Here is a 14,914-nt window from a genome sequence, read left to right as displayed (position 1 = left end):
CGAGCCGGTCAGTGCTGATTGGCGTTCGTGATCGAAGGTAACATCAGATCGCTGGTCAGTACAACATCCCATGTTTGACAGATCATTTGTCTGAATGCGCCGTTCGGCGGTACCCAGCCGGTTAGGCCGTGCGGGTCATGCTGAACGCGGCAGCGAAAGTGCGCGCACCTTCGGGCATCGTGCGTGGCCAGAGGTTCTAAACGGTTCTAATACTCACGACCTCAGGCGGTGCGGGGCATGCTGAACGCGGCGACGACCGCGGCCGTGGCGACGCAGCACGCGGAGAAGATGAACGCGGCCGAGTAGCCGTGTGCGAGCGCGGCGGGGGACTCACCGGCGGAAACCGCCGCGGCGAGCGTGGTGATCACCGCGAGGCCGACCGCGCCGCTGGTCTGCCGGATGGTGTTCAGCAGGCCCGCGGCCACGCCGTTCTGGGTCGCGGGAACGCCGCTCGTCGCGGCGACGGTGATCGGCGTGAACGCGGACGAGGTCCCGAACCCGAACACCAGCCCGGGCAACGCGACGGAAAACAGGTACGTGGCCTGCGCGTCGGCGAGGGCCACCGCCATCCAGGCGAAGCCCAGGGCGCCCACCACGAGGCAGCCGATCGCGGCGCGCCGCGCGCCGAACCGGACGGTGAGCGCCCCGGCGGACCGGGCGCCCGCGAACATCGCGACCCCCATCGGCAGGAAGCCCACTCCCGCCTGCAGGGGGGTGAACCCGTGGACGTACTGCAGATCGAACGAAATCAGCAGCGGACCGGCGAAGAAACCCAGTCCCAGCAGGAACATCACCACGTTGCCGCTGCTCACCGAGCGCACCCGGAAGATGGCCGGCGGCATCAGCGGATCGGCGGCCCACCGGGCCTGGTGCAGCAGGAAGATTCCCAGCAGCACCACCCCGGCCGCCAGCGCGCCCAGCACCTGGGCGCTTCCCCAGCCCGCGGCCGAGGACTCCATCACCGCATACACCACGCCGACCAGGCCCGCGGTGGCCAGCACCGCGCCCACCAGATCGAGCCGTCCGCGCTTGCCCGACCGGTCGTGCCGGGGCAGGACCGTCACGACACCGATCAGGGCGACCACGCCCACCGGAACGTTCACGAAGAACACCCAGCGCCAGCCCAGCCACTGGGTGAGCACCCCGCCGAGGACCGGACCGGCCGCGGCGGCGACCGCGCCGACCGCGCTCCAGGTGCTCAGCACCCGGGCGCGCCGCGCACCTTCGGTGAAGGTCGAGGTGAGTACGGACAAAGTGGACGGAATCAGCAGGGCCCCACCCAGGCCCTGCACCGCGCGGGCGGCCAGCAACATCCAGGGCGACACCGCGAGTCCCCCGGCCAGGCTGGCCAGGGTGAACAGGCTCATCCCGGCGAACAGCACGCGCCGGCGCCCGAACACGTCCGCGCATCGCCCGCCCAGCAACAGGAATCCGGCGAACGCGAGGGTGTAGGCGTTGACCACCCACGGCAGCGCGGCGGGCGAGAAGCCGAGTTCGGTGCGGACATCGGGCAGGGCGACCGAAACGATCGTCGCGTCCAGGATGACGACGAACGAACCGAGGCACGCCAGGGCCAGCACGAGCCGTTCGTGCCGAGGCATCCGGTCGGCGGGTACGGCCGTCTGGGTGATCGTGCTCATGGGCCCGATCTTGCCTACTCAACTTGGGTTGAGGTCAAATGAGACAATGGACGATCTGGTCTCCGTCGGCGAGGTCGCCGACTTCTTCGATCTTCCCGCCTCGACACTGCGCTACTGGGAGCGCCGCGGGCTCATCAAGCCGCACCGGATCGGCGGCCGCCGGCACTTCGATTCCGAACAGCTCTACCGGGTCGCGCTGATCCGCCGGTGGCGCGACACCGGACTGATGAGCCTGGACGACATCGCCGCGATGCTCGCCGGGCGCACCGAAGAACACGACTGGCGCGACACGGTCACCGCGCGGATGGCCACCATCGCGTCGCACATCGACCGGCTGAACACCGCGCACGACTATCTGAAGTACATTCTGCGCTGCAGTTGCGCCGCGCCCGCCGCCGAGTGCGGGACGCTCCGCTCGGAGGTTTCCATCCCGGCCACCGAGCATTGATCTGTGTTTTCAAACATCAGACGTTCGACAGAGTGGCCTATCTGTTGTTAGGCTGAGGGCACCCCGGAAGACGCGGCGGGGCGGGCAGCAGGGCAGCTGGTGCGCTGGGGGCCCGGCCGTGGGGGATCGAGCGCCGGATTCGGGCGCGAGCAAGCACATTCGAGCACCCGTGCGGGGGCGGACCACCACCCATGCCCGCCTCGCGCCACGGGCCCGCATCGCACACCCTTCGACAGCTCGTCGAGGTCCCAGCGCGCCGACCCGAACTGGCAGGGAAGGAAGGCGAAACGTGACCAGCACGGAAAAGCCGGAACTCGAACTCTCGGTGGCGGACCCGCTCCTCGCGATGCCGGACGAAACGGTGGCGCTGGACCACTTCCCGGGGCTGCGCGAGTTCCGCGAACGCCTGGGCAACACTCCGCTGGTGGAAGTGCCCGGGCCGGAAGGCGGGGCGAAGGTCCTGGCCAAGTACGAATTCGCGAACCCGTTCGGTTCGGTCAAGGACCGGGCCGCCTACTCGCTGCTCTGCAGCGCGATCAACGAGCAGGCCGACCGCCTGGACCGGCTCAGCATCGTGGACGCGTCGTCGGGGAACATGGGCCGCGCGCTCAGCGGGCTCGGCCAGGCCGCGGGGATTCCGATCCACCTCGTTTCGCCGAGCGTGATCCCGCCCAGCCTGCTGCGCGGCGCCCGCGAGGCCGGGGCGGTCGTCGACCTGGTCGACGCGACCAAGGGGCTGATCGGCCTGATCAAGCACGCCGAGCAGCTCAAGCGGGACAACCCCGAGGTGACGGTGCTGGCCCAGCTGCGCAACATGGCGAACGTGGCCGTGCACGAGTTCATGACCGGCCGCGAGATCGCCGAGCAGCTCGCCGGGAAGCGCCCGTCGGCCTGGGTCGCCTCGGTCGGCAGCGGTGGCACGATCGCCGGCGTCGCGCGGGCGCTGCGCCAGCGGTTCGACGAGGTGATGGTCGCCGGGGTCACCCCGCTGGAACTTCCTTATGGCACAACGAAACCGCCGAACGGTGACCCGAAGATGGCCGGGGCCGCCGGGCTGGGTTACGGGTACCGGCAGCCGTTCGTGGAGACGCTGGTGCCCGATGCCAAGCACTTCCAGGTCTCCTACCCCGAGGCGCTGCGGGGCATGCGCGACTACCGCCGCCAGACCGGCACGTCGATCGGCGCGTCCTCGGCGGCCAACTGGCTCACCGCGTTCAAGGTCGCGCAGACCCTCGGCCCGGACGAGTTCGTGGTCACCCTCTTCGGGGACGCCGGGCCGGAGGAGGACTGGCGAAAAGTGGAGAATCTGGACGATTGAAATGGGGAACGTCGGAATTCTGTTCCGCCTCCGCGAGGACATGGAAACGGCGTTCGAACGTGATCCGTCCCTGAATTCGCGCTGGGAAGCGCTGCTGCACCCGACCCTGCCATCGGTCTGGATCCACCGGGTCGCCCACCAGCTGTGCCTGCGCGGGCACCGCATGAGCGCGCGGGCGCTGGCGAACTTCGCGAAGTTCCTGACCGGAGTGGACATCCATCCCGGCGCGCGGATCGGGCGGCGGTTCTTCATCGACCACGGGAACGGGGTCGTGGTCGGGGAGACCGCGGTGATCGGGGACGACGTCACGCTCTACCACCAGGTGACCCTGGGCGCGGTGGGGTGGTGGCGGGACAACCACCGGCCGGTCGGGGAGGCGCGCCATCCCCGGATCGGGAACCGCGTGGTGATCGGCGCCAAGGCCACCGTGCTCGGCCCGCTGGTCATCGGGGACGACGTCGTCGTGCCCGCGCACAGTCTGGTCCTTTCCGATATCGCGGCACGGCGACCCCGTGACGTGGAAGCCAGTTGACTAGGAGGAAGCTGTGGAAAGCATCCGGTTCACCCGCGAGGAACTGCTGGCGCGGGTCGCCCGGTTCGACGAGCTCAAGGGAACCGACGGCGGCGCCCCGGACACCGTGCTCGCGAACTGCGTGCGGACCATGTACAACGTCATCGGTTTCCGCCCGCCGGAGAAGCAGGGCGCCGACGGCCAGGAGATCATCTCGCCGATCGGCTCGAAGAGTTCGGGGAACGCCCCGATCGACATCGCCGAGGGATTCAACCTCGCCTACATCCGGACAAAGCCCGGCAACGGCACGATTCTGCACAACCACAACACCAACGAGACGTTCATCCCGCTGAGCGGGACCTGGCGGTTCCGCTGCAACGACGAGGACGATCTCTACGTCGACCTCGGGCCGCGGGACATCGTGTCGTTCCCGCCGGGACTGCAGCGCCGGTTCACCAACATCGCCAGCGACAGCGGCCGCGACGACGAGGAGAGCCTGATGATCGTCATCGTCGCCGGTGACCGCCCGGAGTCGCACATCTCCCCCGAGGTGCTCAGCGCGGCCCGCGCCGAAGGCCGCTACACGCCCGCCTCCTTCGCCTGACAGGAGCTTGCCGAAATGACAGCAGCAATGGATTCGCCCGCCCGGGTGGACCTCTGGATCGACCCGATCTGCCCGTGGGCCTGGGTCACCTCGCGGTGGCTGGTCGAGGTGCGCGAAGTCCGCGACATCGAACTGACCTTCCACCTGATGAGCCTGAGCGTGCTCAACGAGGGCACCACCTTGCCGGAGGTGTACGAAACCCTGATGGCCAAGGGCTGGAGCCTGTCCCGGGTCGCGGCCGCGGCCGTGGCCGAACACGGCGACACCGCCCTCGACAAGCTGTACACCGCCATGGGCAACCGGGTGCACAACGGCGGCGAGCAGGATTACGACCGGGTCATCGTGGCGGCGCTCGCCGAGACCGGACTGCCCGCGGGGCTGCGCGACGCGGCCGGGGATGCCGGTTACGACGAGCGGATCCGCGCGAGCCACGAGGAGGGGATGAAACCGGTCGGGCTCGACGTCGGCACCCCGGTGGTGCACATCGACGGGACCGCCTGCTTCGGTCCGGTGCTCTCCCGCATCCCGCGGGGCGAAGCGGCGGGCCGGATCTTCGACGGCGCCCGGCTGCTCAGCGGGTACCCGCATTTCTTCGAACTCAAGCGGACTCGAACGGAGGAACCCGAGTTCGGCTGACGGTTTCGCGGAAAGGAACACCGGCCAACACGCCGACGCCAAGGCGTGTTGGCCGGTGTATCGGCGGGTCGGTTCCTCCCAACCGACCAAGTCGACCGGATGCGCAGGTCCGATCGAGTGTGGTAGCTCAACCCGGGTTGAGGTCAACCGTTTCGCGCGAAATGGCAGATTCGCGGGAATCAGCGACAGGTCAGTTCGGCCAGCAGTGGCACCAGCTCGGCCGGTGCGGGCATGTCGGCCAGTTCGGCCTGCACCGACCAGGCCGCCACCCGTAGCGAGGGATCCTCCAGAACGGTCCGGATCGTCGCCGCGTCGACCTCGTCGTCCCGGCACAGCAGGCCGCAGCCGCGTGCCCGCACCGCTTCGGCGTTGAGGCCGCGGTCCGCGCCCTCCGGCAGCACGAGCTGGGGGACACCGGCGTCCAGTGAGCCCAGGGTGGTGCCCGCGCCGCCGTGGTGGATCGCGGCCGAGCAGGTGCGCAGGAGCGCGCGCCAGGGCAGGCACCCGCCCGCGTGCACGTTGGCGGGCAGCGGCCCCAGCGCGCCGATGTCCTGCCCGCCCAGGGCGAGCACGAAGTCGGCGTCCACTGTGGACGCCTCGGCGACGAGCCGTTTCAGCGGGGTGATCCCGGAAGCCTTCAGCACCATGGTGCCGAGGGTGACCGCGACCCGCGGCCGGTCCGGGATCTCGCGCAGCCAGTCCGGCAGGACCGCGCCGCCGTCATAGGGCACCGGCCGCATCGGCCAGCCGAATTCGGGCTCGTCGAGCATGCTCGCCGGGGCCAGGTCGAGGTGTTTGATCCGCCGGGGGAGGCCGACCCCGAATTCGGCGAACGCGTCGTAGTGCTCGGCCATGGTCTCCGGCAGGCCCGCGGTGCGCAGGAAGCCGAACCCGTGCACGACCGCGGGAACGTCCAGGATCGACGCGACGAGGAGGCCCTCCACCTGCAGCGGGCTGTACACGACGAGATCGGGCCGGACGGATCGGGCCACGGCCAGGAACCGCGGCAGGAACGGGGTGCCGAACCGGCTGGACAGCGCGGTGTTCTCGTGCACGTTGACGATCGGCCCGCCCAGCCGCGCCACCAGTTCGGGATGCCGCCGCTGGGTCTCCCGGACGTGCGCGATCAGTTCCTCGATCGGCGCGACCTCCAGCACTTCCAGGCCCGCGCGTTCGACCGCCAGGCCGTCGCCACAGGTCGTGAAGGTAACCTCGTGCCCGGCCGCGCGCATCGCCCACGCCAGCGGCACCATCGGAAAGGCGAACCCGGCTCCCGGAGTGGAGATGAAGAGTACGCGCAACGTCCCTTCCCCTTCACTGCGCACTATGCTTAGCCTTACCTTGCCTCCTGAAGTCGGGTTGAGGTCAAATGGAACAATGGACGCACTTGTCTCGATCGGCGAAGTCGCCGACCGCTTCGAACTGGCGATCTCGACGCTGCACTACTGGGAACGCCGGGGTCTCATCGTGCCGCACCGCCGTTCCGGGCGGCGCTACTTCGACCAGGACCAGCTCTACCGCATCGCGCTGATCAAACTGTGGCAGGGCACCGGGCTGATGAGCCTGGACGAGATCGCCACCGTGCTCGCCGGACGGACCGAGACGCACGACTGGCGCGACACGGTGACCGGCCGGATCGCCGCGCTGGAAGAGCAGATGGCGCAGTTGCAGTCCGCGCACGCGTACCTGCGCCACCTGCTCCAGTGCCCGCGGGAGAACGCTTTCGAGCAGTGCCCGGGGTTCCGCGCCAACGTGGCGATGCCCGCGGAGTTCACCGCCGCCTGACGCCCCGGAGCGTCAGCTGAGTACCGGTGGCACGAACTGGCAGCGCGGTGGCTTGGCGTTGCCCGGATCGAGCGCGTTGAGCACCAGCTGACCGGTGATCGGGTCGTACGGAATGCCGAGGTGGTCGGTGAAGTCCAGGCCGCAGACGTCCTGCAGCAGGATGTTCCGGACGTTCGGCGCGGGCTTGAGGAACGCGTTCTGGTACGGCGTGACCACCTCGTCGAACCGGGTCTGGATCACCGTGTACTCGATGCCGGGGACGGTGTCGCCGCCGGCGTTCAGCTCGCGCAGGAACGCCGAATGCTTCTCCTGGTCGTTGCAGGCCGCGCAGACCGCGCCGAGGAGATCGCGCACCGGTGGAATCGCGTTGACCGCGGTGAGCAGGCCCCAGAAATCCGTGCCGTAGTTCGACGGCGACAACCCGATCAGCCGGCCGATCTTCCGGTCCCCGCCGAAATGCTTGATCCAGTAGCGGATGTTCATCCCGCCCTGGGAATGGCCGACGACATCGAGTTTCCGCGCACCGGTCGCTCGCAGGATCTTGTCGCCGAAAACCGCGAGCTGCCCCGCGGTACCGGCGACCGGGCCGACCGTCTGCAGGAAACTGCCCGGGGATCCGCCGAAATTGCCGGCGAAGACGCAGTAGCCCGCGTCCGCGAGCCGCTGGGACAGGCCCGCCCAGTTCTCGTAGGCGTTGGCCGTGGTGCCGTTGGACAGCAGGACGGGATTCGGGTGCGCGGCACTGGGTTTGCAGTCCCACCGGTTCGCACCAGGAGGCGCCAGGGTGGGATTGGGGAGCGAGTAGAGGGCCGCCGCGATGATGTTGGGCTGGACCGGGCCGGTCGGCTCCCGCGCCCCCGATTCGGCCGCCGCGGCGGTACCGCCCGCCACCAGCGCACCCGTGGCCACCGCGGCGATCACCCCGTGCGCCCAGTTTCGAACCCCCATGCGCCCACCTCCTTGTGGAACGACTCGGTGTGACTCGTGTCACTCGCGGTGACCAACGCCTGAGTGGCCGGATGGTTACGCGGACAGAAGCGGAGTCCGGTTCCGCTTGGCGGGACGCGGGGGTGTCAAGAGACGTTGGAATGGCCTGGGGTCGGCTTGCTCGGTAAAGAGGTGGCGGTATGTCACATAACGTCCGACATACGACAAAGGGCGGGTGTCGAGTGAGGTTTTAATGTGAAGAACCATCAAGGGAACTGGTACGCAGCTAACGAAAGAATGTTTGCGCCACCGACTTTAGGCGCAACCCGGTGGCCTAAAGACGACAGTGTCGTTCATCCATTCGGCTGGTATTGGCGAGATGATTCCTTAAGGCTCGCCAAACCGGCCCGAAGTGCGGTACGGTACCGGAGGTGCCGTGCTCCCAGTGACCCCCAGGCTGGTCGAGCACGGCACCTTCTCTTACTCTGCACCTGTGGATGATGGTCTGGTTTCTATCGGCGCGGTGGCCAAGCGTTTCGGCATTCAGCCTTCGGCCTTGCGTTACTACGAGGAGCAAGGACTTCTGCGCCCCGCGGCCCGGCGAGCCGGGCGCCGTTACTACGGACCGGAGGAGCTTCGCCGGCTCGCGCTAATCCAGATCTACACCAACACCGGGTTGATGAGCCTCGCGCAGGTCAAGGAGATCCTTGCCGCCACGACGAAATCCCAGAAGTTCCAAGAGATACTGCGCAGTCATGTGGAACTTCTGAACCAGCAGATCGCCCGGGCCGAGCACGCCCGGGAAACCCTGGAGCACCACCTCACCTGTGGTTACGAATACCCGATGCGCTGCCCCTGGCTGCTCGAGCATCTGCAGGGCGTTCTGGATCGCGGCGACGCCGGGAACGCTTGACCGCGGACGCTCGGTTTCTGTCCGAATGGCTGCCCCCGCCGGGCACGTTCCTCTTCCATTTAGCGGGGCTGTCGTTGTTTACGGTAGCTACATTCTTCCGCGTGGCCGGTTCTGCCGCGCGGTCAGCGGCCGACGAACTCGTCGGCCCACGCCGCGGCGGCCGAGAAGAACTCGTTGGCGTTGGGCGCGTAGTTGAAGGAATGCCCGAATTCGCCCGGCAGCAGGTAGGTGCGCAACCGCGCGGCCGGGGAGTAATACGGGGCCTCGGCGGCGCGGACGGTTTCCGCCGACGTGCAGTCGATGGCCAGCAACGGGTCGCAGAGCAAGGGGTCGCGGCTGATCGCGAGCAGCACCGGGACGCCGATCAGCAAGGTGTACGGGGTGAACACGCTGACGCCGAGCCCATCGGGGGCCTCGGTCGCGGCGAACACGTCCTTGGTCGCCTCGTCCAGTGCGATCGCCTCCGGCGAAGCTTTCCCCGGCAGGAAGAAGTCGGCGTTCCGGGTGCCCGGCCGGGTGGTCAGGTAGACCGGATCGAGGTACTTCCGGGAGAGAACGGGATCCAGCGCGGCCGGGTAGAAGGTTGTGAAGAGGGCGGCCACGGGCAACGGGTTGATCCGGTGCGCGATGCCGGTGAGGAGCACGCCGTCCACCTTCCCGAAGGTGGCGGCTTCCAGGACGCTGATCGCGGAGCCGAGGGAATGCCCGACGATGATCACCTTGTCGAACCGCGGCCCGAACGCCCCGTTCCGGAGCTTCGAGATCACCTGGTGCATCACCTCGGCCTGGATCAGCGCGGTGAGGGTGACCCCGGGCGGGACCGAACTGCGCCCGGAGCCGAGCCGGTCGACGGTCAGCGTGGCGTAACCGGCGGCGTTCTGGCTCTTCCGGTAGGAGTGGACGCCGGGCGTGGTGGGCGGATCCCAGTACGTGCCGTTGTAGGTGGCGCCCGGGATCAGCAGTTGCACGGTGTGCGTCGGTCGCGGTGGTACGCACAGCTTCCCGAACACGGTGCCCGGCAGGAGCAGGCCGACGGTCACCGGGATGTTCAGTTCGCGGCAGGTGGCGGTGGTCGCCTGTGCTTGCGCGGGCGTGAATGCCGCGCCGATCATGCCGGTGACCAGCGCGAAAGAAAGCAGCCGACGACGGAATGAGAAACGTTTTCGCAAAGAAAGTTCCTCCAATGTCTCTATGTTGACGGTACTTTTCGAAGATCGAATTACTCCGGGTGGAACAATGCCGACTACAAGACACCCAACGGGTAGTCTTCCGACATCGCACAATTGGGTGACAGTAGTGGATCTCTACGCTGGGTAGTATTTCCCGCCTATTCGAACCAGATGAGGTGCGCGGTGACCGACAGGCTGAGCTGGGCCCCGAGCGAGATCGATCCGACTGTTCCGAGTATTGCTCGTGTTTACGACTACGTGCTCGGGGGCGGGCACAACTTCGAGGCGGACCGGCAGCTCGCTCGCTACATGGAAGAGAACCTGCCCGGGGTGCATGACATGGCCAGGCTGAATCGGTCCTTCCTGCGCCGGGCCGTCCGTTTCATGGTCGACTCCGGGGTGCGGCAGTTCCTCGACATCGGCTCCGGTATTCCTACCGTGGGCAACGTGCACGAGATCGCGCAGGGCATCGATCCGGCATGCCGCGTGGTCTATGTCGACAAAGAACCGATCGCGACAACCCATGCCAAGGCGCTGCTGCGGGAAAACGATCGGGCGGATGCCTTTCAGGCCGACGTGCGCGCGCCGGATGATCTGCTGGGCCGCCCCGAGATCGCGCGCTTGCTGGATTTCGACGAACCGATCGGCCTGCTCAATCTCCTGCTCTGGCATCTTGTTCCGGATGCCGATGATCCGCTTTCCCTCTGCGCCCGGTATCGTGACGTGCTGGCGCCCGGCAGCTTTCTGGCCATCTCGCACGCCACCATGGACAGCGATTCGGACGCGCTCAGAACGTCGATGGACAACTACCAGCGGAGCGTGCGGACAACGGTGTTCTTCCGGAACAAGCAGGAGATCCGCGAGTTCTTCGACGGCTTCGAACTGGTCGAGCCGGGGGTGGTGAACTTCGCGGCTTGGCGCCCGGAGGGGCCGGGGGACTTCTCCGACAACGCGTTGGCCAACGCGGTCTGCTATGTGGGTGTCGGCCGCAAACCGTGAGCACGAATCTGCGAGGTGAACGGGCGGCGAACGGCGCCGTCGCGTTGCCCAGCGCGGCGCGGATGCGGGACTACCTGCTCGGCGACGGCCACAACCTCGAGGTCGACCGCCACCTCGCGGACGATCTCGAGTCGGTGGTGCCGGACATCCGGCGGGTCTGCCAGCTGCACCGGACCTTCCTGCGCGGTGCGATGCTGTTCCTGCTGCGCTCCGGAATCCGCCAGTTCCTGGACGTGGGCTCGAGCCTGCCGACCGTGGGCAACGCGCGGCAGATCGCCCTGCGCGCCGACGCCGGTTGCCGGGTCGTCCAGGTGGACCGCTCCGCGTTTCAACTGGGCGAGGGCGCCGTGGTGATCCGGGCCGGCGTGGGCGATGTCGAGGACGTGTTCACCCATCCGGCCACCGAGCGGCTGCTCGACCCGCGGGAGCCGCTCGGCCTGCTGCTGGACGACGTGCTGCATTTCATCCCGGATTCCGGCGAGCCCGCCGCGATCCTGATCGACTACCGGCGGCGGCTGGCCCCCGGCAGCTACCTGGTGCTCACGCACGTCACCGCCGACCACCGTCCCGAACAGACGGACGCCTGGGTGAAGGTCATGGCGCGCAGCCAGAACCAGCTGCACCCGCGCACGCGGGCCGAGGTGCTCCGCCTGCTCGCCGGTTTCGACCTCGAGGGGCCGGGCGTCGCGGACCTCACCGAATGGATCACCGAGCGGCGGCTCGACCCGGTGGAGCGATCCGCCGCCACCGCGGTTTACGGCGCGATCGGGCGCAAACCGTGAGCGGCCTGGCGAGGAAGCTGTCCTCCAGTCACTGCGATCCCGACGCGTGGCGCAGGCGGCTCGTCCGGAAATGGGCCTACCAGCTCAGCATGTCGGGGTACGTGCCGCTGTCCCATGCCGAGCTCGAAGAACGGCTGCTCGGTTTCGTCGATCGCCTGAGGACGACCCTGGGCCGCGAGCCGTTCTCCGCCGATCCCGCGACGCAGGTCGGCGCGGAACTGGTGGCCCTGCATTGCATCGGCCGCACCAGCCTGCGCTGCACGGTCGACGTTCTGGGGAAGAACCTGTTGTCCGCCAAGGAATTGCAGCGGATCGATCGGCTCGATGAACGAGTAGTCGAGACCCTCGGCGCGCTGGCGTCCGGCTACACGGAGGCGCTGCGGCAGTCCGTGTTCGCCCAGCAGGAGAGCGTCAACGGCGCCCTGGCCGAAACGGTCCGGCTGGCCACCGCGAGCTTGAAGGCGAGCGAGGCCCGGTTCGACGAGCTGTTCACGTACTCGGCGAGCGGGGTCGCGATCACCGATCTGGACGGCCGGTTCCTGCGCGTCAACGAGGCCTTCGCGCGGATCGTGGACCGACCGGCCGAGGAACTGCCCGAGCGCACCCTGTTCGAGCTGGTCCGCCCGGACGAGGTAACCGCGCTGCGCCACGACTACCAGGGCGTGCTCCGCGGCGAAGCCGATCTGTTCCCGCAGTTGCGGCACCTGATGCGGGCACCGGACGAAACCGTGCTCGCCTCGCTCACCGTCTCGGTGTTGCGCGACGCCGGCGGGCGCCCGGAACGGTTCGTGACGGTCGTGGAGGACGACACCGAAATCACGTTGCTCCGGGACCGGTTGAGCCACCAGGCGTTGCACGACATGCTGACCGGGCTGCCGAATCGCCAGTTCTTCACCACCCAACTGGAGAAGGCGGTCCGGCACCGGGCCGGAATCACGGTGTACCACCTGGATCTCGACGCGTTCTCGGTGATCACCGACGGCCTCGGCCGGCCGGTCGGCGACCGCCTGCTGCGCACCGCGGCCGAACGCATCACCGACGTCTTCGCCGGTGAGAACGCGATGGTCGCGCGGATCGGCGCGGACGAATTCGGTGTGGTGGTGGCGAACTCGCCGACGACGCCGGATGTGGTGACGATGATCGGCCGGATCAACGAGGCCCTCGCCGAACCGGTCTACGTCGACGGGCACGGCGTCTCGACCTCGGCGAGCGTCGGGGTCGTGCACCAGCCGCCGGTGGAGACCGGCGCGAACGAACTGCTCCGCGCCGCGGACGCGACGCTGCGCCGGGCGCGGGCCATCGGCCGCCGCCAGTGGAGCCTGTTCGACGCGGGGCAGGACGCCCGGGACCGCGAAACCTTCGGCCTGGCCGCGAACATGCCGGGTGCGTGGGAGGACGGCGAGGTGCGCGCGGTCGCCCAGCCGGTCGTCCGGCTGTCCGACGACCGGATCGTCGGGCTCGAGATGGTGCTGCGCTGGGAACACGACGGGCTGGGCGTGCTCGGGCACGACCGCTGCGTGGAACTCGCCGGGAAGACCGGGCTGATCATCCCGCTCGGGATGTGGCTGCTGCGTTCGGCCTGCGAACTGGCGCAGGATCTCGGCGAGTTGACGGTGAGCACCGCGCTCACCCCGGATCAGGCGCACGATCCCGATCTGGTCGGCGCGGTACTGCGGGTACTCGACGAAACCGGGCTGGAACCCGGCCGGTTGCGGCTCGGCCTGCCGCTGGCCGCCCTGGCCGCCGAACGCGGCGAGGCGGTGGACAACCTGAAGGTGCTCGCCGAGGTCGGCATCGGCACCATGGTCGACGATTTCGACGGCGGACCCAGCGAACTGGCGCGGCTGGACGACCTCCCGGTGGGCGCCGTGCGGTTCAACCGCCGCGCGGTGACCTGCCAGGCACGCGGACTGGGACGCCGGTTCGGCGTCGACCGGGCGATCGTAAGCGTGTTGGCCACCGTACGCGAGGCGGGGCTGCTGTCCGTGATCGACGGCGTGGAAACCGCGACCCAAGCCCACTGGTGGCACCACAGCGGCGCCAACCTAGCCCTAGGCCCCCACTACACCACCCGCCCCCTCCCCTGGTCCTAAACGCCTGACGCACCTGCCTGCATACGATCCGGCGCTGGTGAACGCCCAACCGGACCACGCTGGGTCGCCAGAAGCTCGCACCGTGGGGGTGTGGGGGGGTCGCCCCCCCCACAGTGAAACGAGCCCCGGGGAGGTCGGCCGACAGGCCGCCCGAACAAGTAGGGCGCCGCGCTCGACCAGCCTGGGGGTCACTGGGAGCACGGCGCCGAGGTCACTATACCTCGCCGCCGGGAACGGCGGCCAGCAGGCTCCGGGTATACGCGTGACGGGGTTCGTACCGCACGTCGCCGACTTCCCCGGCCTGGGGCTGGATCCCGCCGAGCGCGATCTGACGGGCGTCAAGATCGGTTACCTGGAGCCGGACCTGTACGAGCCGGACGCGGCCTGGTTGCTCGCGCTCACCCCGGAGTTGCTCTAGCGCACCACGATCCGGTGGATCTTGACCGGTTTCGCGGGCAGGCCGTCCTGCTCGCCGTTGTCGCCGGGGATGATCCCGTTCGCGACGATCCGGTCGAGCACCTCCATACCGCGGGTGACCTGGCCGAGCACGGTGTACATCGGCTTGATGTTCGCGAACGAGTGCACGATGAAGAACTGGCTGCCGTTGGTGCCGGGGCCCTGGTTGCCCATCGCGATGGTGCCGCGCGGGTAGGTTTCCTTGCCGGTCACCTCGTCGGCGAACTTGTAGCCGGGGCCGCCCTTCTCCACCGAGTGGATGTCGCCGCACTGCAGCACGCCGAGCCGGGCGGAGTTGGTCAGCCGGAAGCACTGCGTGCGGTGGTAGAACCGGTGGCGCGCGAGGTGCACCAGGTTGTGCACCGCGCAGGGCGCGTTGGCGCGGTCCAGTTTCAGCCGGACGTCGCCGTAGTTGGTTTCGATGGTCGCCCGGACGGTGCCGCGGTTGAACGCCCACGGCAGCGGCGGGTGGACCGGTTTCGCGGCCGGGTTCTCCGGCGTGGGGGTGAACTCGCACCGGGTGAGGTACGGCCGGCCTTGGGCCGACGGCTGTTCGGCCGCCTGGGCCGCACCGACCGGCACGGTGAGCGCGAGGGCCGCGGTTGCGGTGAGGATGGACCAGCGCAGTTTCAT

The 14,914-nt window shown here is 68.6% G+C and carries 16 protein-coding genes; 11 read left to right on the top strand and 5 right to left on the bottom strand.

The window, feature by feature from the left end:
* Window positions 1-221 precede the first annotated feature (221 nt).
* Window positions 222-1,640 (bottom strand): DHA2 family efflux MFS transporter permease subunit, encoded by a 1,419-nt coding sequence (locus FXO23_RS35890; RefSeq protein ID WP_246258228.1) that lies wholly within the window; start codon window positions 1,638-1,640, stop codon window positions 222-224.
* Between the two features lie 46 nt (window positions 1,641-1,686).
* Here FXO23_RS35890 and FXO23_RS35885 point away from each other — a divergent pair, with 46 nt between their 5' ends.
* The 5 genes from FXO23_RS35885 (at window position 1,687) to FXO23_RS35865 (ending at window position 5,157) form a co-directional block, all read left to right on the top strand.
* A complete protein-coding gene (locus FXO23_RS35885) occupies window positions 1,687-2,088 on the top strand; it encodes a MerR family transcriptional regulator (protein WP_158890635.1) in 402 nt (133 codons plus the stop codon).
* A gap of 289 nt (window positions 2,089-2,377) precedes the next feature.
* On the top strand, window positions 2,378-3,406 hold the full coding sequence (locus FXO23_RS35880) for a PLP-dependent cysteine synthase family protein (RefSeq protein WP_158890633.1): 1,029 nt from the start codon (window positions 2,378-2,380) through the stop codon (window positions 3,404-3,406).
* A 1-nt stretch (window position 3,407) separates the two neighbouring features.
* Window positions 3,408-3,938, top strand: coding sequence for a serine O-acetyltransferase EpsC (gene epsC, locus FXO23_RS35875; protein WP_158890631.1), 531 nt, complete (start codon window positions 3,408-3,410; stop codon window positions 3,936-3,938).
* Window positions 3,939-3,951: 13 nt separating this feature from the next.
* Complete coding sequence (locus tag FXO23_RS35870) at window positions 3,952-4,521, top strand: cupin domain-containing protein (RefSeq protein WP_158890629.1); 570 nt, start codon at window positions 3,952-3,954, stop codon at window positions 4,519-4,521.
* Window positions 4,522-4,536: 15 nt separating this feature from the next.
* A complete protein-coding gene (locus FXO23_RS35865) occupies window positions 4,537-5,157 on the top strand; it encodes a mycothiol-dependent nitroreductase Rv2466c family protein (protein WP_158890627.1) in 621 nt (206 codons plus the stop codon).
* Between the two features lie 179 nt (window positions 5,158-5,336).
* Here FXO23_RS35865 and FXO23_RS35860 read toward each other — a convergent pair whose 3' ends face one another.
* Entirely contained in the window at window positions 5,337-6,458 is a 1,122-nt protein-coding gene (locus tag FXO23_RS35860; protein ID WP_158890625.1) for a nucleotide disphospho-sugar-binding domain-containing protein, read from the bottom strand.
* Window positions 6,459-6,534: 76 nt separating this feature from the next.
* Between FXO23_RS35860 and FXO23_RS35855 the strand changes: the two genes are divergently transcribed.
* Window positions 6,535-6,942, top strand: coding sequence for a MerR family transcriptional regulator (locus tag FXO23_RS35855; protein ID WP_158890623.1), 408 nt, complete (start codon window positions 6,535-6,537; stop codon window positions 6,940-6,942).
* A 12-nt stretch (window positions 6,943-6,954) separates the two neighbouring features.
* Here the strand turns inward: FXO23_RS35855 and FXO23_RS35850 are convergent, their stop codons facing one another.
* Window positions 6,955-7,890 carry an esterase/lipase family protein gene (locus FXO23_RS35850; RefSeq protein ID WP_158890621.1) on the bottom strand — a complete coding sequence of 312 codons (936 nt, stop codon included), beginning with the start codon at window positions 7,888-7,890 and terminating at the stop codon, window positions 6,955-6,957.
* A gap of 472 nt (window positions 7,891-8,362) precedes the next feature.
* On the opposite strand from FXO23_RS35850, the gene FXO23_RS35845 reads away from it, so the two are divergent.
* Window positions 8,363-8,782, top strand: a complete 420-nt coding sequence (locus FXO23_RS35845; RefSeq protein WP_158890619.1) for a MerR family transcriptional regulator — start codon at window positions 8,363-8,365, stop codon at window positions 8,780-8,782.
* A gap of 122 nt (window positions 8,783-8,904) precedes the next feature.
* On the opposite strand, the gene FXO23_RS35840 is transcribed toward FXO23_RS35845, so the two are convergent.
* Window positions 8,905-9,894 (bottom strand): alpha/beta hydrolase, encoded by a 990-nt coding sequence (locus FXO23_RS35840; protein WP_158890617.1) that lies wholly within the window; start codon window positions 9,892-9,894, stop codon window positions 8,905-8,907.
* A 240-nt stretch (window positions 9,895-10,134) separates the two neighbouring features.
* On the opposite strand from FXO23_RS35840, the gene FXO23_RS35835 reads away from it, so the two are divergent.
* From FXO23_RS35835 to FXO23_RS35820, 4 genes are all read left to right on the top strand, one after another.
* Window positions 10,135-10,950 (top strand): SAM-dependent methyltransferase, encoded by an 816-nt coding sequence (locus FXO23_RS35835; protein ID WP_158890615.1) that lies wholly within the window; start codon window positions 10,135-10,137, stop codon window positions 10,948-10,950.
* Window positions 10,947-11,732 (top strand): SAM-dependent methyltransferase, encoded by a 786-nt coding sequence (locus FXO23_RS35830; protein ID WP_158890613.1) that lies wholly within the window; start codon window positions 10,947-10,949, stop codon window positions 11,730-11,732. The genes FXO23_RS35835 and FXO23_RS35830 overlap by 4 nt, the downstream gene beginning before the upstream one ends.
* The gene (locus FXO23_RS35825) at window positions 11,729-13,825 is read left to right on the top strand and encodes a putative bifunctional diguanylate cyclase/phosphodiesterase (protein ID WP_158890611.1); all 2,097 of its coding nucleotides are present in this window, start codon (window positions 11,729-11,731) and stop codon (window positions 13,823-13,825) included. Before FXO23_RS35830 ends, FXO23_RS35825 begins: the two co-directional genes overlap by 4 nt.
* 262 nt (window positions 13,826-14,087) lie before the next feature.
* Entirely contained in the window at window positions 14,088-14,243 is a 156-nt protein-coding gene (locus tag FXO23_RS35820; RefSeq protein ID WP_158890609.1) for an MlrC C-terminal domain-containing protein, read from the top strand.
* On the opposite strand, the gene FXO23_RS35815 is transcribed toward FXO23_RS35820, so the two are convergent.
* Window positions 14,240-14,914: a peptidylprolyl isomerase gene (locus FXO23_RS35815; protein WP_158890607.1), complete on the bottom strand. Its 675-nt coding sequence runs from the start codon at window positions 14,912-14,914 to the stop codon at window positions 14,240-14,242. The two genes, FXO23_RS35820 and FXO23_RS35815, sit on opposite strands and share 4 nt — an antisense overlap.

Source organism: Amycolatopsis anabasis (assembly GCF_009765355.1).
Taxonomy (GTDB): domain Bacteria; phylum Actinomycetota; class Actinomycetes; order Mycobacteriales; family Pseudonocardiaceae; genus Amycolatopsis; species Amycolatopsis anabasis.
This window is presented reverse-complemented; position numbering and strand designations above follow the sequence as displayed.

What these genes read in the sequence shown, in the direction of transcription:
- FXO23_RS35890 (WP_246258228.1), bottom strand. Translation starts at nt 1,640, where the DNA reads ATGAGCACGATCACCCAGACGGCCGTACCCGCCGACCGGATGCCTCGG.
- FXO23_RS35885 (WP_158890635.1), top strand. Translation starts at nt 1,687, where the DNA reads ATGGACGATCTGGTCTCCGTCGGCGAGGTCGCCGACTTCTTCGATCTT.
- epsC (WP_158890631.1), top strand. Translation starts at nt 3,408, where the DNA reads ATGGGGAACGTCGGAATTCTGTTCCGCCTCCGCGAGGACATGGAAACG.
- FXO23_RS35865 (WP_158890627.1), top strand. Translation starts at nt 4,537, where the DNA reads ATGACAGCAGCAATGGATTCGCCCGCCCGGGTGGACCTCTGGATCGAC.
- FXO23_RS35855 (WP_158890623.1), top strand. Translation starts at nt 6,535, where the DNA reads ATGGACGCACTTGTCTCGATCGGCGAAGTCGCCGACCGCTTCGAACTG.
- FXO23_RS35850 (WP_158890621.1), bottom strand. Translation starts at nt 7,890, where the DNA reads ATGGGGGTTCGAAACTGGGCGCACGGGGTGATCGCCGCGGTGGCCACG.
- FXO23_RS35840 (WP_158890617.1), bottom strand. Translation starts at nt 9,894, where the DNA reads ATGATCGGCGCGGCATTCACGCCCGCGCAAGCACAGGCGACCACCGCC.
- FXO23_RS35815 (WP_158890607.1), bottom strand. Translation starts at nt 14,914, where the DNA reads ATGAAACTGCGCTGGTCCATCCTCACCGCAACCGCGGCCCTCGCGCTC.